We start from the raw sequence: 21,146 nt of genomic DNA, 5'->3' as shown, positions 1-21,146 counted from the left end.
AGGTCTAGGACAACAGGGGCGGTGCCTCACTCAACGTTTTGCCCTGAGCGTGATGACGGGTTAGTCATCGTTCTCGTGGGCGATAGGCACCCTAAATCGGCTCTGCGTCATTCCCAGGGTTTATGAAGCCTAAGGCGAACATAAGAGGTGGAATGAGCATCTACGCTATAGATATTGCATTTGACGTGCCAACTTTTAGATTGAGCCCATTTTCAATAGGAAATTTAATTCAATGTATTGAAATATAAATAATTTATACTTCCTCCCCACCCTCCCTGCCTGATATCTCTCCCTGGCATTCCATGCCAGCGGCCGTTATAAGAATGTCGCTTCAAAACGACGGCTTAAGCCAAATCCGTTTTTATCTTTTAAAATCAATAAATTATTTGTCTCAACCTGACGACAGCGCTGGATGGTCATGTCGCTGAAAACCAACACGCTCACAGGCAGGCACAAGATGCCAGCCCTCATGGATGCAAAAAGCCCGCACATTGCTGCGCGGGCCTGCCTTCTCGTCTCGCTTCGCGAGGCTCCTCCTGCGGAGGTACTCATCCTCATAAACGACAGACGAAAAAAAACCTGCTTTAAAAGCAGGTTTTTCGAATGTGGTCGGCGAGAGAGGATTCGAACCTCCGACCCACTGGTCCCAAACCAGTTGCGCTACCAAGCTGCGCTACTCGCCGATTTGTGTTGCTCATACTACCCGATTTATCAGACCGCTGTCCATATAAATCTTATATTTATCAGATATTTTGCGTGGTGCGAAGAGAGGGACTTGAACCCTCACGTCCGTAAGAACACTAACACCTGAAGCTAGCGCGTCTACCAATTCCGCCACCTTCGCACTGTCACAAAATACTGCTAAATCTTCACTTCATCAGGAAGTGGGGTGGCTAATGGGACTCGAACCCACGACAACTGGAATCACAATCCAGGGCTCTACCAACTGAGCTATAGCCACCATTACTACTTCTTCTTACTCACGCGGTAATATTACCACCGCAGCTCCTGCGCACAAACTTAATGGCGCGCCCGACAGGATTCGAACCTGAGACCTCTGCCTCCGGAGGGCAGCGCTCTATCCAGCTGAGCTACGGGCGCGTAGCGCCGTTGCGGGAGGGGATACTACGGATTTACGCCAATCCTGTCTAGTGCTTTTTCGCAGAAATGTTGCGTTTGATTACGCTTTGCTCACTCCTGCGCAGGAAAGCGCACTCCGTAGCCCCTTTTCACCGTTTATTGCCGCGTTTCTACCCGATTTTCAGCCGGATGATGTTTCTTATGCATGCCGAAAGCGAAGTAGCACAGGCTGACGCCCGCTAAGAAAATCGCCCCAACCAGCAGGGAAATTCGCGTATCCGGGTTGATTCCCATGCCGACCAGCACGCAAACCAGAAAAGCGATGGTCAGATAGTTCACATACGGGAACATGATCGACTTAAAGCTGTGGTTTTTGATCGCTTCCTTGTGCGCGCGGCGGAAATAGAGCTGGCTGATCAGCACCACGAACCACGGGACCATGCCCGGCAACACGCTGGCGCTGTAGACATAGACGAACACCTGCTCCGGATTAGGGATAATGTAGTTCAGCGCGGAGCCCACCAACAGGCAGCCAATGGTGACGGCGATGCAGTTGACCGGCACGCCGCTGGCGGAAAGCTTGGTCAGCGCCGCCGGCAGTTGGCGATTCTTGGCCAGGGCGTACAGCATGCGGCCGCCGCTGTACATGCCGCTGTTGCAGCCGGAAAGCGCGGCGGTCAGCACCACGAAGTTGATGATGCCGGCGGCGGCGACGATGCCGATCTTGGCGAAGGTCAGCACGAACGGGCTGCCGGTGGTGCCGATGCCGTTCCACGGGAAGATGGTCACGATGACGAAGATCGCGCCGACATAGAAGATCAGGATGCGCCACAGGATATTGTTGATCGCGCGTTTCAACGTCACTTGCGGGTTTTTGGCTTCCCCGGCGGTGATGCCCACCAGCTCAACCCCCTGATAGGACGCCACCACGATGCACAGCGCAAACAGGAAGCCCTTCCAGCCGCCGGCAAAGAAGCCGCCGTGCGCCGTCAGATTGGCGAAACCGATAGGTTCACCGCCGTTGCCGAAACCGAAGAAGATCACCCCCAGCCCCACCAGAATCATCACGATGATGGTGGTGACCTTGATCATGGCGAACCAGAACTCCAGCTCACCGTACAGACGCACCGCCGCCAGGTTGGCCAGCGCCACCATCGCCACGGCAATCAGCGCGGGAACCCACTGCGGTATTTCCGGGAACCAGAACTGCACATACACCCCGATGGCGGTGATCTCCGAAATGCCGACGGCGATCCACATAAACCAGTAGCCCCAGGCGGTCAGGTAGCCGAAATAGGGATTCATGTACTTGTGCGCGTAAACGGCGAACGACCCGGCGACCGGCTCAAGGAATAGCATCTCCCCCATCGAACGCATAATGAAGAATACGAACAGCCCGGCGATGATGTAAGCCAGCAGTACCGACGGCCCCGCCCATTTCAGCGTACTGGCCGATCCCATAAACAGGCCGACACCGATGGTGCCCCCGAGAGCGATAAGCTCGATGTGCCGGGCCTCAAGGCCTCGGTGTAGCCCTTGCGGTTTCTCTTTGTGTGCCATAAATCCTCAATAGTTTTTCTCGGGTTGTGTTTGCCTGCCGGCCGCTGCCGGTCGTTATTGTCATTATTAAAAGAATAAATCATCCCCTGCCGTTCGAGTTGGCATCAACGGGTAGTCGGAGCGAAGTTACCGTGAGAAGAACATCGTTCAGCGCTGTCGCATCAGGCTTCAGCGGCCAGGGATAATTTCCGGGCGGTATCGTTTCGCATTTCGCCGCTATAAGCAAACCGCAATTTAAAACTTTATGGAATAAATGCGGCGGCGTTTAGGGCCGAGGGTTATAGATATGCGGGAGAAACGCGCAAAAGCAGATTATTGGTACAGCAGTCCGGAGCGGAACAGCACTTTCCACCCCGGATGAGGGGTTACATCTTGCCGCTGTAGTAGTAGCCGACAAACTTCAACAGCTTCAACTGTCGGCCGATGCGGCTGGGTTGGCTGAGCAGGCGGTAGAGCCATTCCAGACCGAGGTTCTGCCACACCTTGGGCGCACGCTTCACATGCCCGGTAAAGACGTCGTAGGTGCCGCCCACGCCCATATACAGCGCCTGCGGATACACCTTGCGGCAGTCGCGCATCAGGAGCTCCTGCTTCGGCGATCCCATCGCCACCGTCACGATAGCGGCGCCGCTGGCGCGAATACGCTCGAACAGCGCCTCTCGTTGATCCGGTTTGAAATAGCCGTCCTGGCTGCCCACCAGGTTGACATTCCACTGGCTGCGCAGCTTTTGCTCGGTTTCCGCCAAGACTTCCGGCTTGCCGCCGACCAGGAAGACCGGCGTGCCTTCGCGGCCTGCGCGCTGCATCAAGGCTTCCCACAGATCGGCGCCCGCGACGCGCGACACATCCGCCGCCGGGTATTTGCGGCGGATTGAGCGCACCATGCTGATGCCGTCGGCGTACTTGTACTCCGCTTCATCCAGCAACGCATGCAGCGCCTGGTCCTCTTCCGCCTTCAGGATCTTTTCCGCGTTCATCGCCACCAGCGTGCCCTGTTTGACCCGGCCGCCGTCGAACAGAAAGTCCATGCAATGCGCCATATCGCGAAAGCCCCACAGGCTGAAACCGCGCAGCTCATACTGCGGCACCGAAATCTTTGTTTCCATCGTTCTCATTACCCTTACAAAAGACCGTTGGCCCGAGGCGGAGACGCCAGCGCGCGGGCACGCGTCACTCTGGCCTTGATCAGCCCGGCGGTATCGAACAGCCAATACAGCAACTTCGCCAGCACCAGACAGGCGCCGAAAATAATGCAGAAGAACACCACGCGCGACACGAATGAGTCCACCCCTTCGCGCGCCAACACGATCATGTTGAACACCGCGCCGAAGCAGAATCCTTGCAGGATAGCCGCCTTATAGCGGTTCGGCTCGGTTTTGCCCAGCTCATACAGCCAGTCGAACCACTTGATGATCATGCCCACCAGAATCGCGCCGATCGGGATAAACAGCGCGCCGCCCATCACCACCAGCGAACCGATCAGCGTCGGCGAAATCGCCAGCCCGGAGTGGTTGTTCAGCACTTCCCAGGTGAAATAGTTGGCGGAGTTCAGCACCACGTCCGGCCGGCCCGGCCATAGCCAGGTTGGGATAAAGACGTAGAAATCACGCAAGATCGGCGCCAGGCCCTGGAAATCGATCTTGTCGTAATTTTGCAGCAACAGCGCCAGGTTTTCCCACGGAGAGAAGGTATCGCGGGTCAGATAGAGGAAGGTATAAAACGCTTCCGCGCCGCTGACGTCCAGGCTATAGCGCTTCAACGCCAGCCAGAACATGCCGACCACGCCGAATATGCCCGCCGCCGCCAGCATCCAGAGCGTGATCCAGCCGCGCACGATACCGATAAACAGGAACAGCGCGAAAGCGATGATAATGTTGGCACGGGTGCCGCCGACGATCACGTAGGTCAGAATGCCGAACGCCACCGTCGCCACCAGGAACAAGAACCAGGCGCGCAGATCCTGCCGCAGGAAATAGACCACCAGCATCGCCGGAATGAAGAAGTAGAAGAACCGCTTGAGCGCCACGCCGGACACGTCGCTGGAGAAGATCTGGCTGTAGGAATTGAGCTTGAACAGCAGGAAGCCGTTCTGCATGAAGAAGATGCCCACGGTACCGATCGCCACCAGCGCCAGCAGCACCCAGGTCATATGAGTCTCTACCCGGTTCATGGTAAACAGCGCCGCGCGCGGCTGAGTGCGGCGCTTGCGCAGCCGGGTCTTGTAAGTGACGTAATAGATGGCGTAAAACGCCGTCGCCGACAGCAGGGCGTACAGCAGAAACTCCACCGGCACCACCTCGACGTCAAACTGAAACACCAGCAGGCAGGTTAACGGGAAGCCGAAATAGAACGTCAGCAAATACAGCAGCGAGAAGAAGACGTTGAAGTTAAAGCGCACGCGCCGAAACTCCTGGTAGGTCAGCGTCAGGATAAACGTCAGGCTGACCAGATAGACGACAAACAGGCCGCCGAATTGCGCCAACGTCATGAATGCTCTCCCGCTGCCAACGCCAGGGCTTGCTGCCAGCCGTCAACATAGTTCGGATTGAAGAAGGCGATCGCCTGTTTATCCACCGCCGCCAGCTGACGCTGCGCTTCGCGCACCACCGCCTCGTCGAGCGAGTCGCCGTAGAACAGCACCGGCAGGTGCTGTTCCGCCAAATCCTGCCAGAACGGGTTCTGCCGGCTGAGCACGAAAGGCACGCCGAACTGAATCAGCAGGCACAGGGTGCCAATCCCCTGCTGGCGATTGAAAATGAAATAGCCGAGATCGCAGGCGCGCAGAATATTGAGGTAGTCCTCAAACGCCACCTGCTGCGTGAGCAGCTGCAGGTTTTTCTCGCCGAACAGCGGCAATCCGGCGGCGCGCACCTGCTCGATGTAAGCATCGTTGTTGGCCGGATAACCCATCGGCAGGATCACGCGCACGTCGGCGCCGAACTGCTGATGAATCGCCTGCAGCGCTTCGATATGCCGATTGCTGCGATCGCCGGAGTTGCCCACCAGAATCGTCATCGGCCCGGCCAGGTTTTTCTCGACGTGAACGTCGGTCAGCGCCGGATCCATGCGGGTCGGGAAGTACAGCAGCGAGGCCGGCACCCGCGCATGGCGCTGCTGGTAGTGAATCACGTCGCCGCGGGTAGCAAACACATTCCCTACCCGCCCCTGCGCAATGCGGCGCAGCAGATAGAACAGCCGGAATTTCCAGCTGGCGGCGTCTTCATACAGATCGGCGCCCCAAATATGCCAACTGACCTGACGCGCTTTGATCTTGCCGCTCAGCAGCGCCAGCCACAGCCCCGGGTTGAACTGGCCGTGCAGGAAGAAACGCGTATCGCGATCGGCTTGGGCGCGCGCGATGACCGCCGCCGCCAGGCTTTTCTTATCCGCGTAGGGCTCAATGTTCAGGGCGGGGAAATCTCCCAGTGCCGCCACATCCTTGGCCGCCACCATAAAATGCCGCGTCTGCTCAGCCGGCAGACGCGGCGCCAGCACGTCATTGAAGAAGCGCAGCACCGTCTGGTTATGATGCGGGATATCGGATCCCAGAACGTGAATCAGTGTGGTCATACTCGTCTACGATAAATAAGAAACACGCAGCTACAGAGCGCGAAATACACGATGTAGGTTGCCATATAGGCCTGAGCCGCCCCCAGCGCGCCATGCAGCGGGATCAGCCAGTGCGAGAACAGCGTCAGCAGCAGAAACTGGCTGACTTCCGTCAGGATATAAAAGCGCAGCGACGCTTTGGCGATCACCAAATAGCCGAACACATAGGCCCCGACTTTCAGCACATCGCCCACCAGCTGCCAGGCAAACAGATCGCGCATGGCGACGAATTTGTCCGAGAACAACAGCCAGATGGCGAAATCACGCAGCAGCCACACCGTAAAGCTCGCCGCCGCTACCGCCGGCAGCACGAATTTCAACGAGCGCACGATCTCCCGCGAGATGGCGCCCTTGTCCGTCAGCCGCGACAGCGTCGGCAGCAGATAGACGGTAAACGAGGCGGTGATGAACTGCAGATAGGCATCGGAAATGCTGCTGACGCCCTGCCAAATCCCCACCTCATCCCAACCGTAATGCGCGGCCAGCAGGTTACGCATCATCACGTAAGCCACCGGCAGCGTCACCGAGGTGATCAACGCCATGAGGGTGAATTTGCCGAGGTTGCCGGCCACGAGTTTGTCCCAACGCGGCGCCAGATAGCGCAGCGGCAACGTTTTGCGCCGCCACAGCATCAGCCCGGCAGGCAACACCACCAACGCCGGCACCAGCGCCAGCCCCGCCAGCGCGCCTTCATAGCCCCCCAGCTTGAAGCACAGGTAATAAGCCACCACGCCAATCAGGCTGCCGCCGATCACCGCCAGCGCATTGCCCATCGCGTCGCGATAGCCTTTCAGCACCGCCATGAACAGGTTGGCGTAGGCGATGCCCATCTGAATGAAAGCGACGGCGCGCACCACGCCGACGTAATCGGCATGCCCGAACAGCCCAATGCTGATCGGTTCGGCGGCGAACAAAAACACCAGCGCCAGCAAGGTCGAAAAAACCAGCACGATGCTCGACGCGGTGCCCACCGCCAGACGCAGACGCTGTGGATCCTGGTGGTACTCCGCCACGTATTTGGTGATGCCGTTAAAAATGCCCGCGCCGGACAGCACGCCCAGCACGGTAATCAACTGGCGGAAGTTACCCGCCTGCCCCACCCCGCTGGGGCCAAACGCTACCGCCAGCAGTTTCACCACCAACAGCCCCACGCCGATTTTGATCAGCGTGGAGCCGGCAGTCCATATCGATGCTTTTGCCAACGACATATCAGGCAAAGAAGCTCAGGATGGTATTGATTACCGTACGCTGATTGACATCAGACATATTGTAGAACAGCGGCAAGCGCACCAGACGCGCGCTTTCCTGCGTGGTGTAACGATCTTCGCCGGCAAAGCGGCCGAACTGTTCGCCGGCCGGGCACGCGTGCAGCGGGATATAGTGGAACACCGCCATGATTTCGGCTTCCTTCAGGTAGTCGATAAAGGCCGTGCGCTCTTCGATATCACGCAGCTTGATATAGAACATGTGCGCATTGTGCTCACAGTCCGCCGGCACGATCGGCAACTCGATGCGCCCTGACTGCGCCAACGGCAGGAAGCTGTCGTAGTACTTCTGCCACAGAGCCAAACGGCGCTGGTTGATGCGTTCCGCCACTTCCAGCTGGCCCCACAGGTAGGCGGCCTGCAGGTCAGACATCAGATAGCTGGAACCGATATCGCGCCAGGTATATTTGTCCACCTGGCCACGGAAGAACTGGCTGCGGTTGGTGCCCTTCTCGCGGATGACTTCCGCCCGATCGATCAGAGCCGGATCGTTCACCAGCGTCGCGCCGCCTTCGCCGCCGGCGGTGTAGTTTTTGGTTTCATGGAAGCTGAAGCAGCCGATATGGCCGATGGTGCCCAATGCCTTGCCTTTGTAGGTCGACATCACGCCCTGCGCGGCGTCTTCCACTACGAACAGGTTATATTTCTTCGCCAGCGCCATGATGGTATCCATCTCGCAGGCGACGCCGGCGTAGTGCACCGGTACGATCGCGCGGGTTTTATCGGTGATCGCCGCTTCGATTTTGGTTTCGTCGATATTCATGGTGTCCGGACGCAGGTCGACGAACACCACTTTGGCGCCGCGCAGCACAAAGGCGTTGGCGGTTGAAACGAAGGTAAAGCTCGGCATGATCACTTCGTCACCCGGCTGGATATCCAGCAGGATGGCGGCCATTTCCAACGACGCGGTGCAGGAAGGCGTCAACAACACTTTCGCGCTGCCGAAACGCTGTTCCATCCACTGCTGGCAGCGACGGGTGAAACCGCCGTCGCCGCACAACTTGCCGCTGCCCATGGCAGCCTGCATATATTCCAGTTCAGTGCCAACAACCGGTGGAGCGTTAAATGGAATCATGTCTACCTCTGTATAACCAATACGCGGTGCTTTCAATCACGGCACCCTGTCGTTGATAGAGTCGTAATGCGGCGATATTGCCTACCTGGGTCGCGACCCGCAGGCGCTGCATCCCTTGCCGTCGACATTCGGCGATCGCCGCCGTCATCAGCCTGGCGCCCACGCCCCGGCCGAATGCACCGGGGAAAGCCGCCAACAGGCCGATGCGCGTTTCCTGGCCGCCAATGTCACGCAGGCTGACAAAGCCTTCGGGTTGCCCCTGGTTGTTCAGTACCAGCAAACATTGATGATCAAAGGTGCCCAGCACCGCTTTTTCGATCCAGGCCGCATAGAATCGCCCACTATCGGCGCGATCGTACCACGGTGCACGAAACCGGCTGGCGGCGAACACCTCACCGGCGGCAGCCCGCAATGACGGGATATCCTCGGGAACGGCCAGACGCACCGCAGCCGCCGAAGCGACATCGGCCGTCGTGCTTTCAGACGCAACGTTCACTGCCAGGTCCACTTCCCCTTCGACCAGCCGGAATCCCAGCGCCGACAGCGCATCGGCCCACTCCAGGCGGCAAGCGGGGATTTTGGCCTGCACCAACGTATAAGCATCCAAATCAGCCTCGGCCACGGGCGCTGCCGAGCTATCGAAATGTAACTTGGCGCTTTTCAAGTGGAAGAAGTCGCTCTCCCAATTCAGCGGTTCAATACTGGCGTGGACGCGCATGCAATAAATCCAGTAAGTATTTGCCGTAACCGGTTTTGGCCAGCGTCTGAGCCGCGCGTTTCACGCCCTCATCATCCAGCCAGCCATTGCGCCAGGCGATCTCCTCGAGACAGGCGATTTTAAAGCCTTGGCGTTTCTCGACCGTCTGCACGAAGCTGCTGGCTTCCAGCAGGCTGTCGTGAGTGCCGGTGTCCAGCCAGGCAAAACCGCGCCCCAACAGCTCGACGGCCAGCTCTCCGCGTTCCAGATACATCTGGTTAATGCTGGTGATTTCCAGCTCGCCGCGCTCAGAAGGCTTCACCTGTTTGGCAAACTCCACCACCTGGCTATCGTAGAAGTACAGGCCGGTCACCGCCCAGTTAGATTTCGGTTTAACCGGTTTTTCTTCGATCGACAGCGCACGGAAGTGGTCGTCAAACTCCACCACGCCAAAGCGCTCGGGATCCATCACCTGATAGCCAAACACGGTCGCACCGGTGGTGCGCGCTGCAACGCTTTTCAGTTTGGGACTGAACCCCTGACCAAAGTAAATATTGTCACCCAATACCAGGCAGCTCGGCTCACCGGCCAAAAATTCTTCGCCGATCAAAAAGGCCTGAGCCAGGCCATCGGGACTTGGCTGTTCGGCATAGCTGAGATTAATGCCGAATGCTTCGCCGCTGCCCAAAAGCCTCTTGAATGAAGGCAGATCTTCCGGCGTGGAGATAATCAGAATGTCTTTGATTCCCGCCAGCATCAGCACCGACAACGGGTAATAGATCATCGGTTTGTCGTAGATCGGCAGCAGTTGCTTGGACACACCACGAGTAATCGGATGCAGACGCGTACCGGAACCGCCAGCCAGAATAATACCTTTCATACGTACTCCAAAACCCGCCGCGCCGCCGCAAAGCGGCGCGGCGTTAGATTAATCTGACAACCCCAAACGCTCGCCGGCATAAGAACCGTCTTGCACCCGGCGCCACCAGGTTTCGTTGTTCAGGTACCAAACCACGGTTTTGCGAAGGCCGCTTTCGAACGTTTCCTGTGGCCGCCAACCCAACTCGCGATCGATTTTGCCGGCGTCGATGGCGTAACGCATATCGTGGCCCGGGCGATCCTTCACGTAAGTGATCAGATCGCGGTAGTTCGCCACGCCCTGCGGCTTGTTCGGCGCCAGTTCTTCCAGCAGATCGCAAATGGTCTGCACTACTTCAATATTCTTGCGCTCGTTATGGCCGCCGATATTGTAGGTTTCGCCTACCACGCCTTCGGTCACCACCTGATAGAGCGCGCGCGCGTGATCCTCGACATACAGCCAGTCGCGCACCTGCGCGCCGTTGCCGTATACCGGCAGCGGTTTGCCGGCTACCGCATTCAGGATCACCAACGGAATCAACTTTTCCGGGAAGTGATAAGGGCCGTAGTTGTTCGAACAGTTGGTCACGAGGGTCGGCAAACCGTAGGTGCGCAACCAGGCACGCACCAGATGATCGCTCGACGCCTTGGAGGCGGAATACGGACTGCTCGGTGCATATGGCGTGGTTTCGGTGAACAGATCGTCGGTGCCGTGCAGGTCGCCGTACACTTCGTCGGTGGAGATATGATGGAAACGGAAAGACTGCTTCTTCTCCGCCGCCAACGGCTGCCAGTAATGGCGCGCCGCTTCCAGCATCGTGTAAGTGCCAACCACGTTGGTCTCGATAAAGGCCGCCGGGCCATCGATAGAGCGATCGACGTGGCTTTCCGCCGCCAGGTGCATCACCACGTCCGGCTGATACCGGGCAAATACCCGATCCAGCTCAGCACGATCGCAGATGTCGACCTGCTCGAAAGCATAGCGCTCGCTCTCGGCCACCACCGCCAGCGACTCGAGGTTACCGGCATAGGTCAGCTTATCCACTACCACCACGCTGTCGCCGGTGGCCTCGATGATGTGCCGCACAACTGCGGAGCCAATGAAACCGGCGCCACCGGTCACCAAGATACGCTTCAACGCCAGACTCCCTTGGTATCCACCACCCAGCTTTGCTTGATCTCTTCCGGCCGGATGGCCTTGAACTGTTGGTGATCGACCAACATCACGATCACATCGGCCTGCTGCAACGCCTCAGCGATTGGCATCAACGTCACATGGCCCGCCAGCGACTTCGGCAACTGTTCGACGTTCGGCTCCACCGCCAGCGTTTCGCCGACGTGCCATTCGGCGATCAGGTGCGCCACTTCTACCGCCGGGCTTTCACGCAAATCGTCGATATTCGGCTTGAAGGCCAGGCCGAAGCAGGCAATTTTCACCTCGGACGCGCGCTTATCGGTGGCGGCCAGGCAATCGGCCACCGCCGCTTTCACCCGGTCGACCACCCACAGCGGTTTTCCGTCGTTCACCAGGCGTGCGGTGTGGATCAGGCGCGCCTGCTGCGGGTTTTGCGCCACGATAAACCACGGATCGACGGCGATGCAGTGACCGCCTACGCCCGGCCCCGGCTGCAAAATATTCACCCGCGGATGGCGGTTCGCCAGGCGGATCAGTTCCCAGACGTTGATCCCCTGTTCGGCGCAGATCAACGACAATTCGTTGGCAAAGGCGATATTCACGTCGCGGAAGCTGTTTTCCGTCAGCTTGCACATCTCGGCAGTGCGCGAGTTGGTGATCACGCATTCGCCCTCGAGGAAAATCTTGTACAGCGCGCTGGCACGTTCCGAGCACTTCGGCGTCATGCCGCCGATCACGCGGTCGTTTTGAATCAGCTCTACCATCACCTGCCCCGGCAACACGCGCTCCGGGCAGTAGGCGATATTCACGTCCGCCGCTTCGCCCGCTTGCTGCGGGAAGCTGAGATCGCTGCGCGCCTGCGCCAACCATTCCGCCATCTGTTCGGTGGCGCCCACCGGCGAGGTGGATTCGAGGATCACCAGATCGCCTTTTTTCAGCACCGGCGCCAGCGATTTCGCCGCCGCTTCAACATAGGCCAGATCCGGCTCGTGATCGCCCTTGAACGGCGTAGGCACCGCGATCAGGAATGCATCGGCCGCCAGCGGCTTGGTCACCGCCTGCAGGAAACCGCCGTCGACGGCGGCCTTGACCACTTTGTCCAGATCCGGCTCGACGATATGGATCGCGCCGCGGTTAATGGTATCTACCGCATGTTGGTTAACATCTACACCCACCACTTTTTTCTTGCGAGAAGCAAACGCCGCCGCCGTTGGCAAGCCGATATAACCCAGGCCGATAACCGAAATAGTGTCAAAACTCATAGTGTCACCTGATGATTCTTTAAAGCTTCGAGGATACGCTGACAGGCATGCCCGTCGCCGTATGGGTTGTGCGCCCGGCTCATCGCGTGATATTCGCTTTCGTCCGTCAACAGCCGGGTCACCGCTTCAACAATTTTGGACACATCGGTGCCGACCAGGCGCACCGTGCCCGCATCTACCGCCTCAGGGCGCTCGGTGGTGTCGCGCATCACCAGCACCGGCTTGCCTAACGAGGGCGCCTCTTCCTGAATGCCGCCGGAGTCGGTCAGGATCATGTAAGCGTGGGTCATCAGATAGACAAACGGTAAATAATCCTGCGGCTCGATCAGCATGACGTTGTCGATGCCTTTCAAAATGCGATTCACCGGCTCGCTGACATTCGGATTGAGATGCACCGGGTACACCACCTGCACTTCCGGGTGGCTGCGGGCGATCTCCGCCAGCGCGCTGCAAATCCGCTCAAAACCGCCGCCAAAGCTTTCCCGGCGATGGCCGGTGACCAGAATCAGTTTTTTGTCGGCATCGAGGAACGGGTAACGCTGCGCCAGGCCAGCGCGCAGCGCAGCATCGCTCATCACGCGATCGCGCACCCAGAACAGCGCGTCGATCACCGTATTGCCGGTCACAAAAATACGGTTGTCCGGCAGCAGCTCGCGCAGCAGGTTTTGGCGCGAGTTCTCGGTCGGCGCGAAGTGGAACATCGCCAGATGGCCGGTCAGTTTGCGGTTGGCCTCTTCCGGCCAGGGAGAATACAGATTGCCGGTGCGCAGCCCGGCCTCGACATGCCCGACGGGGATGCGTTGATAGAACGCTGCCAGACTGGTCGCCAGCGTGGTGGTGGTATCGCCGTGCACCAGCACCACGTCCGGTTTAAAGTCTTCCAGCACCCCTTTCAGCCCTTCCAGGATGCGACAGGTGATTTCCGTTAGCCCCTGGCCGGGTTTCATGATGTTCAGGTCGTAATCCGGCGTGATCCCGAACAACCGCAATACCTGATCCAACATCTCACGATGCTGTGCCGTTACGCAGACTCTTGCTTCAAAAGCCTCATCCTGGGCCAGTGCATGTACCAGCGGTGCCATTTTAATGGCTTCAGGCCTGGTGCCGAAAACAGTCAACACTTTCACAGCGAATCTCTTTTGGTCGGTTAATCGCAGGCCCAGCCTGCGAATGGGGCGCTCACGCGCCCTGCATCAGATTATTATATTATTTTTAACTACGCGGCCGACGCGCCAAGGCAACACCCGCGCCAACCAAAGCGCCCATCGCGCCCCACAGAATCAGCCAGAATACCCGGCGCGGGCTGTCGCGTTTTACCGGCTCTTCCGGCGTGCGCAAATAACGGTAGGTCTGGAACTTCTCATCCAACGTCGGGCCAACGTTCAGCGTCGCCAACATTGCGCGGTTCTGATCGTAATCCAGATCGTAGGTCGGGCCGGAGGCCTGCAGACCTTCCAGACGCGCCTGCAGCATTGGCCGGCCCAGCAAGAACAGATCCGAATCCGGCAACTGTTCTGCCGGGGTGTCGGTTTGCGTGCGGCTGATCCCCTGGCTCTCGGCGATTTTCAGCGCCTGCTGCGTGGTGTTCAGCTCGCGCTTGTAAACCGACTCCGCGACCGCTTCCTGGCGCTTGACCTGTGCCTTCATCGAGGTGGTACGAGCGGCCCACGCCCCCTGGATCTCTTCGTTCAGGTGCAGGGCAGCGCGGTGGCTGGCGAAGGTCACGTATTGACGCAGCAGGCGGTTGGCGTCCGCCGCGGTTTCCGCCGTCAGCTTCACGCCGTCGTTCGGGACTTTTTTGTCGTCGCGCGGCGTGAACAGGATGTTGTTGATCAGCTCGTCGAGCAGCGCCGCATCGGCGCGGGCATCCCCTTCCTGACGTTGCTTGTAGTAATCGCTCTGCAGCCAGAAATCGCGACGCGTATCGTAAGCCGCCAGTTGCATGATGAACTCATTGTACGCTTCATCCGCAATGCTCGGCTGATCGCCGGCCGTCGCCGGCAGCGTGCGCACATCCAGATTACGCAGGAACTGCTGCTGGGAGTAGTAACCGCCCAACGCATTCACCGTGGGTTTGTCTGTGATTGCGGTCGCGCTCCACTCTTGCTTAACCAGATAAGAGACGATCAACGCGACCGCCGCGAACAGCACCGCAATGCCGATAATCCACAGTTTGCCGCGCCACAGGGTGCAGCACAGGCCGCGGATATCGAGTTCGTTATCCACCGCCGGGGTATGCTTGTCAGACGTTGTTTCTGGATTCATCACAGCCAAAAAGCCTCTGGTTAAGATACTTGCTTGTTATCGCTCGAACGCCGCAGGCGACGCTTGATACGCTTAATGTACCGCGCAACCCGCCAGGCGCGCTTGATGCAGTAACCGTACAGGAAGAAAGCAAGCAAGAATAATGCCAACATAACCCACTCTGGGATAAAAGTCAGGCGCTCGCCGATCACGCCAACTGCAGCTAACAACACGGCAGCCAGAGTGATGAGCACAAAAGCCTGCCTTGGCGTAAAACCGGCGCGCATGATCAGATGGTGAATATGTTGACGATCGGGAGAGAAGGGACTCATTCCTTTGCGCAAGCGACGATACATGATCGCTATCATGTCCATCAGCGGAATCGCGATGATCCACAGCGCCGTCACCGGATTGATCGAGCGAGTGGCTCCCTGCGAACTTTGCAGCAGCAACCAAATGGCGGTAAAGCCGATCAGGGTGCTGCCGGCATCACCCATAAACACTTTATAGCGGCGGCCGAGGATACCGAGGTTGAGCAAAATATAGGGAACGATGGCAGCGATCATCGCAAAGCACCAGAACGCCAGCTCGTTATGGCCGCTCAGGTACAGCAGCAGGCCCAGCGCACCGAAGGAGACACACGACAAACCACCCAACAAGCCATCAATGCCGTCAACCATATTGAAAGCATTGATAGCCGCCCATACCGCAAACAGCGTCACCAAATAGCCAAAGGGACCCAGTAAGACTTCCCAGTTCCCCAGTACATGGCCAAAGCTGCGCAGATACAAACCGGCGAACACCATCATGGCAATGCCTACCAATGCCTGAACTAACGCTCTGATCTTAACGCTGATATCAAAACGGTCATCCAAGGCACCGATGAACACTAAAATGCCCGCGCAGGTGAGGTAAAGTTCACTGTGTGCAATCTTTTGTTCCGATATAAAGAAAGCGAAACATAGACCGGCATAGACCGCAATACCGCCAACCAACGGAATTAATCCTTGGTGACGTTTACGATAGTTCGGCTTATCAACCAACCCAATGCGTTTCGCTACCTTACGGGCAACAAAGAGGAAAGCTAAGGAGAATAGGAAAACAAATAGAATTTCAGTACTCATAGTGAGTAGGTTCACAATTAACAGATCTCGTAAGAAGATAGGCAGCTTAACATGGGCGACAGGCTATGCCATGAGATCCCGTTGCCTTTCAGTCATTTCTTATGATGCGGGAATTCATTCTCATTCGCCCCAGCACCGCGGCCAATTCCGGCAGTAACATGCCGCATACTCAGATATCGAAAACAAGAAGAATTCTCAATAAGTCGTAGAAACAACTTACTTTTCCATTACCGCTACTTATCGTATCCGCCAAAAGCAAAAAACGCCACGACTAGGCGTGGCGTTCAGCGAATTTTTTAACGAATTATGAGCGTTTCATCATATCGAAGAATTCATCGTTGGTTTTGGTCATCGCCAACTTATTAATGAGGAACTCCATCGCGTCAATCTCACCCATCGGGTGAATGATTTTGCGCAGGATCCACATTTTTTGCAGCTCTTCGGAGGTGGTGAGCAGCTCTTCTTTACGGGTACCGGAACGGTTGTAATCGATCGCAGGGAATACGCGTTTCTCGGCGATTTTACGCGCCAGGTGCAATTCCATGTTGCCGGTGCCTTTAAATTCTTCGTAGATCACTTCGTCCATCTTCGAACCGGTATCAACCAGCGCAGTCGCGATGATGGTCAGGCTGCCGCCCTCTTCCACGTTACGCGCCGCACCGAAGAAACGCTTCGGACGGTGCAGGGCGTTGGCGTCCACACCACCGGTCAGCACCTTGCCAGAGGCCGGTACCACGGTGTTGTAGGCGCGCGCCAGACGGGTGATGGAGTCGAGCAGAATGATCACGTCTTTCTTGTGCTCAACCAGGCGCTTGGCCTTCTCGATCACCATTTCGGCCACTTGCACGTGACGCGAAGCCGGCTCGTCGAAGGTCGAGGCGATCACTTCGCCCTTCACCAGACGCTGCATCTCGGTCACTTCTTCCGGACGTTCGTCGATCAGCAGCACCATCAGCACGCAGTCTGGGTGGTTGTAGGCGATACTCTGCGCGATGTTCTGCAGCAGCATGGTTTTACCGGCTTTCGGCGGTGCCACGATCAGGCCACGTTGGCCGCGGCCAATCGGCGCCGCCAGATCCAGTACGCGCGCCGTCAGGTCTTCGGTCGAGCCGTTGCCGCGCTCCATCCGCAGACGGGAATTGGCGTGCAGCGGCGTCAAGTTCTCGAACAGGATCTTGCTGCGGGCGTTTTCCGGCTTGTCGTAGTTGACTTCGTTGACTTTCAACAGGGCAAAATAGCGCTCGCCTTCTTTTGGCGGACGAATCTTACCGGAAATGGTGTCACCTGTGCGGAGGTTGAAGCGGCGGATTTGGCTAGGGGATACGTAGATGTCGTCGGGACCGGCGAGGTAGGAACTGTCTCCAGAGCGGAGGAAACCGAATCCATCCTGCAATATCTCGAGCACGCCGTCGCCGAAGATATCTTCTCCGCTTTTCGCATGTTGCTTCAGAATGGAGAAGATAATGTCCTGCTTGCGCATGCGGGCAAGGTTTTCCAGCCCCATATTTTCGCCGAGAGTAATCAGCTCAGAAACCGGCGTATTCTTTAATTCGGTAAGATTCATAGTGGTGGGTTCTTAAACTCGGGGTATGTCTCGAACTTGTATCGTGAATGGTATGGCAGCGAAATGCGTGCCTGTTTACTGGACGTTCGATCACCGGGCGCAGAGCCGTCGCGGTAAGAAATGGCTTACATCGGGCGCACGCATTGACGGTTGAAGATCGAAGGTACCTTAAAAATGATTTTTGCAAAACCGTTTGATTGCCAAAACACGGGCTGAGTTCAGTTTACTTTCAACGCCAGTGGTTCGACACAGAGTATAGCTTTAGATTCAAACTCTTTAGATTTAAAACTTCGGGCAAGTTCTATATGCAGTGTGGTTAAACTTAACACGCTTCTTGGCAGGCGTCTAGCGGTGAATTGAACATCACCGCCAGGCGCCTGATACTGGGCTTCCCGCCCGATTACAGATTCGCGTTCAGGAAATCTTTGAGCTGACCTTTGGACAACGCGCCAACCTTGGTCGCGGCCACTTCACCGTTCTTGAACAGCAACAGCGTAGGGATGCCACGGATACCGTACTTAGGCGCGGTAGCCGGGTTCTGATCGATATTCAGCTTGGTGATGGTCAGTTTGCCTTCGAACTCTTCGGCAATCTCATCCAGAATCGGAGCAATCATCTTGCACGGCCCACACCATTCAGCCCAGAAATCGACCAGGATCGGCCCTTCCGCTTTCAGCACGTCAGCTTCGAAGCTGCTGTCAGTCAGGTGAATAATTTTATCGCTCATGTTCTACTCCACAGGATTATGTCTACCTTGTTGGTGTAGCATTAACCAACTCAAGGTGATTTTATTGCACCGCGTTTATTTCAACGGATGTGCTTTCGTAAAGCAATAGTTAGCTGATATTCTACCACACTATGAGCAAAACACACTTGACCGAACAGAAGTTTTCCGACTTCGCCCTGCACCCGTTAGTCCTTGAAGCCCTTGAGAAAAAAGGGTTTCACAATTGCACGCCCATCCAGGCGTTAGCATTGCCGCTCACGCTCTCCGGGCGTGACGTTGCAGGTCAGGCGCAAACCGGTACCGGAAAGACGCTGGCGTTTTTGGCGTCTACTTTTCACTATTTGCTGACCCACCCGGCGAAACAGGATCGCCAGACCAATCAGCCGCGCGCCTTGATCATGGCGCCTACGCGTGAACTGGCGGTGCAAATCCACTCCGATGCGGAAGCCCTCTCCCAGAGCACCGGCCTGAAGCTGGGCCTGGCCTACGGCGGCGACGGCTACGACAAACAGCTGAAAGTGCTGGAAAGCGGCGTGGACATTCTGATTGGCACCACCGGCCGTTTAATCGATTACACCAAACAGAACTATGTCGATCTCGGCGCGATGCAGGTCGTCGTGCTGGATGAAGCCGATCGCATGTACGATCTTGGCTTTATCAAAGACATCCGTTGGCTGTTCCGCCGCATGCCAGCGGCCGATCAACGCCTGAACATGCTGTTCTCCGCTACCCTGTCCTATCGCGTACGCGAACTGGCCTTCGAGCAGATGAACAACGCCGAATATGTTGAAGTGGAACCGGAACAGAAAACCGGCCACCGCATTAAAGAAGAGCTGTTCTACCCGTCCAACGAAGAAAAAATGCGCCTGCTGCAGACGCTGATTGAAGAAGAGTGGCCGGATCGCGCCATCATCTTCGCCAACACCAAGCACCGCTGCGAAGACATCTGGGGCCATCTGGCCGCCGACGGTCACCGCGTGGGCCTGCTGACCGGCGACGTGGCGCAGAAAAAACGCCTGCGCATCCTCGACGACTTCACCAAAGGCAACCTCGATATTCTGGTCGCCACCGACGTCGCCGCGCGCGGTCTGCACATCCCTTCCGTCACGCACGTCTTCAACTACGATCTGCCTGACGACTGCGAAGACTACGTGCACCGCATCGGCCGTACCGGCCGAGCAGGCGCCAGCGGCCACTCCATCAGCCTGGCGTGTGAAGAGTATGCGCTCAACCTGCCGGCGATCGAGACCTATATCGACCACAGCATTCCGGTGAGCAAGTACAACAGCGATGCGCTGCTGACCGATTTGCCGGCGCCGAAGCGCCTGTCGCGCCCGCGCGGCGGCAACGGCCCACGTCGCAACTCCGCGCCTCGTCGCGGCGGCGCGCCGCGCAACAACCGTAAACGTTCGAGCTGATCGCCATGCTCAGTTCCAGCACGCTTTATGCTGCCATCGATCTCGGCTCCAACAGCTTCCACATGTTGGTAGTGCGCGAGGTGGCCGGCAGCATTCAGACTCTGGCGCGGATCAAGCGCAAAGTGCGCCTGGCGGCCGGGCTGGATCAGAACAATCACCTGTCGCATGAAGCCATGCAACGCGGCTGGCAGTGCCTGCGGCTGTTCTCCGAACGCCTGCAGGACATACCGCGCGAGCAGATCCGCGTCGTCGCCACCGCCACCTTGCGCCTGGCGTCCAACGCCGATGAGTTCCTGCAGGCCGCCGAGCAAATCCTCGGCTGCCCGGTACAGGTGATCAGCGGCGAAGAAGAGGCACGGCTGATCTATCACGGCGTCGCGCACACCACCGGCGGGCCGGATCGCCGGCTGGTCGTCGACATCGGCGGCGGCAGCACCGAACTGGTCACCGGCACCGGCGCACAGGCAACGCAGCTGTATAGCCTGTCGATGGGCTGCGTCACCTGGCTGGAACGCTACTTCAGCGATCGCAACCTCGGGCAAGAAAACTTCGAGCGCGCCGAACAGGCCGCGCGCGACATGGTGCGGCCGATCGCACCGCAATTGCGCCAGCAAGGTTGGCAGATCTGCGTCGGCGCTTCCGGCACCGTGCAAGCGCTGCAGGAAATCATGGTGGCGCAGGGCATGGATGAGCGCATCACCCTGCCCAAACTGCGCCAGCTGAAACAGCGCGCCATTCAGTGCGGCAAGCTGGAAGAGCTGGAGATCGAAGGGTTGACGCTGGAGCGCGCGCTGGTGTTCCCGAGCGGCCTGTCCATTCTGTTGGCCATCTTCCAGGAGCTGGGCATCGAGAGCATGATGCTGGCCGGCGGGGCGCTGCGTGAAGGCCTGGTTTACGGCATGCTGCATCTGCCGGTGGAGCAGGATATTCGCATCCGCACCATCCGCAACCTGCAGCGCCGTTACCTGATCGATACCGAGCAGGCCGAGCGCGTCAGCCAGCTCGCCGCCAACTTCTCGCAGCAGGTCGCCAACGAGTGGCAGTTGGATGCGCGATGTCGCGAGCTGTTGCACAGCGCCAGCCTGATTCACGAACTCGGCCTCAGCGTCGATTTCAAGCAGGCGCCGCAACACGCCGCCTACCTGATCCGCCACCTGGACTTACCCGGCTTTACCCCCGCGCAGAAAAAACTGCTGGCCACCCTGCTGCAAAACCAGAGCAACACCCTCGACCTGTCGCTGTTGAACCAGCAAAACGCCCTGCCGCCGCGCACCGCGCAGCGTCTGTGCCGCATTTTGCGCCTGGCGATCATCTTCGCCAGCCGCCGCCGCGACGACACGCTGCCGGCGGTGCGTTTACGCGCCAATCAGGACGATGAACTGACGGTGATCTTGCCGCCGGGTTGGCTGGAGCAGCATCCGCTGCGCGCCGAGGCGCTGGAGCAGGAAAGCCACTGGCAGAGCTACGTCCACTGGACGCTGCGGTTGGAAGAACAACGTTGACATGACAAGGGCGCGATGAGCGCCCT

At 57.9% G+C, this 21,146-nt stretch carries 17 protein-coding genes and 4 tRNA genes; 2 read left to right on the top strand and 19 right to left on the bottom strand.

The features are described 5' to 3' along the window. Positions 1-606 precede the first annotated feature (606 nt). From ACJ8KE_RS18975 to trxA, 19 genes are all read right to left on the bottom strand, one after another. Positions 607-683 (bottom strand) — tRNA-Pro (locus tag ACJ8KE_RS18975). A gap of 74 nt (positions 684-757) precedes the next feature. After that, a tRNA-Leu gene (locus ACJ8KE_RS18970) sits at positions 758-844 on the bottom strand. A 41-nt stretch (positions 845-885) separates the two neighbouring features. Further along, a tRNA-His gene (locus ACJ8KE_RS18965) sits at positions 886-961 on the bottom strand. A 63-nt stretch (positions 962-1,024) separates the two neighbouring features. Further along, positions 1,025-1,101: transfer RNA gene (locus tag ACJ8KE_RS18960), tRNA-Arg, on the bottom strand. Between the two features lie 135 nt (positions 1,102-1,236). Next, positions 1,237-2,640, bottom strand: coding sequence for a bifunctional threonine/serine APC transporter ThrP (thrP, locus tag ACJ8KE_RS18955; protein WP_004934226.1), 1,404 nt, complete (start codon positions 2,638-2,640; stop codon positions 1,237-1,239). A gap of 365 nt (positions 2,641-3,005) precedes the next feature. Next, complete coding sequence (gene wecG / locus ACJ8KE_RS18950; RefSeq protein ID WP_048796346.1) at positions 3,006-3,746, bottom strand: lipopolysaccharide N-acetylmannosaminouronosyltransferase; 741 nt, start codon at positions 3,744-3,746, stop codon at positions 3,006-3,008. Between the two features lie 14 nt (positions 3,747-3,760). Next, complete coding sequence (gene wzyE, locus ACJ8KE_RS18945; RefSeq protein ID WP_016929500.1) at positions 3,761-5,128, bottom strand: ECA oligosaccharide polymerase; 1,368 nt, start codon at positions 5,126-5,128, stop codon at positions 3,761-3,763. Further along, positions 5,125-6,210 (bottom strand): TDP-N-acetylfucosamine:lipid II N-acetylfucosaminyltransferase, encoded by a 1,086-nt coding sequence (locus ACJ8KE_RS18940; protein ID WP_016929501.1) that lies wholly within the window; start codon positions 6,208-6,210, stop codon positions 5,125-5,127. The genes wzyE and ACJ8KE_RS18940 overlap by 4 nt, the downstream gene beginning before the upstream one ends. Beyond that, positions 6,207-7,457, bottom strand: coding sequence for a lipid III flippase WzxE (wzxE, locus tag ACJ8KE_RS18935; protein WP_016929502.1), 1,251 nt, complete (start codon positions 7,455-7,457; stop codon positions 6,207-6,209). Before wzxE ends, ACJ8KE_RS18940 begins: the two co-directional genes overlap by 4 nt. 1 nt (position 7,458) lies before the next feature. After that, on the bottom strand, positions 7,459-8,589 hold the full coding sequence (gene rffA, locus ACJ8KE_RS18930) for a dTDP-4-amino-4,6-dideoxygalactose transaminase (protein WP_033634227.1): 1,131 nt from the start codon (positions 8,587-8,589) through the stop codon (positions 7,459-7,461). Then, positions 8,576-9,307, bottom strand: coding sequence for a dTDP-4-amino-4,6-dideoxy-D-galactose acyltransferase (gene rffC, locus ACJ8KE_RS18925; protein ID WP_016929504.1), 732 nt, complete (start codon positions 9,305-9,307; stop codon positions 8,576-8,578). The genes rffA and rffC overlap by 14 nt, the downstream gene beginning before the upstream one ends. Continuing rightward, on the bottom strand, positions 9,285-10,166 hold the full coding sequence (gene rfbA, locus ACJ8KE_RS18920) for a glucose-1-phosphate thymidylyltransferase RfbA (RefSeq protein ID WP_016929505.1): 882 nt from the start codon (positions 10,164-10,166) through the stop codon (positions 9,285-9,287). Before rfbA ends, rffC begins: the two co-directional genes overlap by 23 nt. A gap of 48 nt (positions 10,167-10,214) precedes the next feature. After that, positions 10,215-11,282: a dTDP-glucose 4,6-dehydratase gene (gene rffG / locus ACJ8KE_RS18915; RefSeq protein WP_033639020.1), complete on the bottom strand. Its 1,068-nt coding sequence runs from the start codon at positions 11,280-11,282 to the stop codon at positions 10,215-10,217. After that, the gene (gene wecC, locus ACJ8KE_RS18910; protein WP_016929507.1) at positions 11,279-12,541 is read right to left on the bottom strand and encodes a UDP-N-acetyl-D-mannosamine dehydrogenase; all 1,263 of its coding nucleotides are present in this window, start codon (positions 12,539-12,541) and stop codon (positions 11,279-11,281) included. The genes rffG and wecC overlap by 4 nt, the downstream gene beginning before the upstream one ends. Next, entirely contained in the window at positions 12,538-13,668 is a 1,131-nt protein-coding gene (gene wecB / locus ACJ8KE_RS18905; protein WP_028127626.1) for a non-hydrolyzing UDP-N-acetylglucosamine 2-epimerase, read from the bottom strand. Before wecB ends, wecC begins: the two co-directional genes overlap by 4 nt. 85 nt (positions 13,669-13,753) lie before the next feature. Then, entirely contained in the window at positions 13,754-14,806 is a 1,053-nt protein-coding gene (gene wzzE, locus ACJ8KE_RS18900; protein ID WP_261420240.1) for an ECA polysaccharide chain length modulation protein, read from the bottom strand. Positions 14,807-14,826: 20 nt separating this feature from the next. Then, positions 14,827-15,924 carry a UDP-N-acetylglucosamine--undecaprenyl-phosphate N-acetylglucosaminephosphotransferase gene (wecA, locus tag ACJ8KE_RS18895; RefSeq protein WP_028127624.1) on the bottom strand — a complete coding sequence of 366 codons (1,098 nt, stop codon included), beginning with the start codon at positions 15,922-15,924 and terminating at the stop codon, positions 14,827-14,829. Between the two features lie 289 nt (positions 15,925-16,213). Beyond that, on the bottom strand, positions 16,214-17,473 hold the full coding sequence (gene rho, locus ACJ8KE_RS18890) for a transcription termination factor Rho (RefSeq protein WP_004934188.1): 1,260 nt from the start codon (positions 17,471-17,473) through the stop codon (positions 16,214-16,216). A gap of 400 nt (positions 17,474-17,873) precedes the next feature. After that, positions 17,874-18,200 (bottom strand): thioredoxin TrxA, encoded by a 327-nt coding sequence (gene trxA / locus ACJ8KE_RS18885; RefSeq protein WP_004934187.1) that lies wholly within the window; start codon positions 18,198-18,200, stop codon positions 17,874-17,876. A 131-nt stretch (positions 18,201-18,331) separates the two neighbouring features. Between trxA and rhlB the strand changes: the two genes are divergently transcribed. Both rhlB and ppx read left to right on the top strand, forming a co-directional pair. Then, a complete protein-coding gene (rhlB, locus tag ACJ8KE_RS18880) occupies positions 18,332-19,618 on the top strand; it encodes an ATP-dependent RNA helicase RhlB (protein ID WP_015376249.1) in 1,287 nt (428 codons plus the stop codon). Between the two features lie 5 nt (positions 19,619-19,623). After that, positions 19,624-21,120 carry an exopolyphosphatase gene (gene ppx, locus ACJ8KE_RS18875; protein ID WP_016929512.1) on the top strand — a complete coding sequence of 499 codons (1,497 nt, stop codon included), beginning with the start codon at positions 19,624-19,626 and terminating at the stop codon, positions 21,118-21,120. The last annotated feature ends 26 nt before the right edge of the window (positions 21,121-21,146 follow it).

This window comes from Serratia sp. CY56464 (genome assembly GCF_052168435.1).
Classification (GTDB): Bacteria; Pseudomonadota; Gammaproteobacteria; order Enterobacterales; family Enterobacteriaceae; genus Serratia; species Serratia marcescens.
The sequence above is the reverse complement of the archived record's forward strand: the minus strand, read 5'-3'. Positions and strand labels throughout refer to the sequence as shown.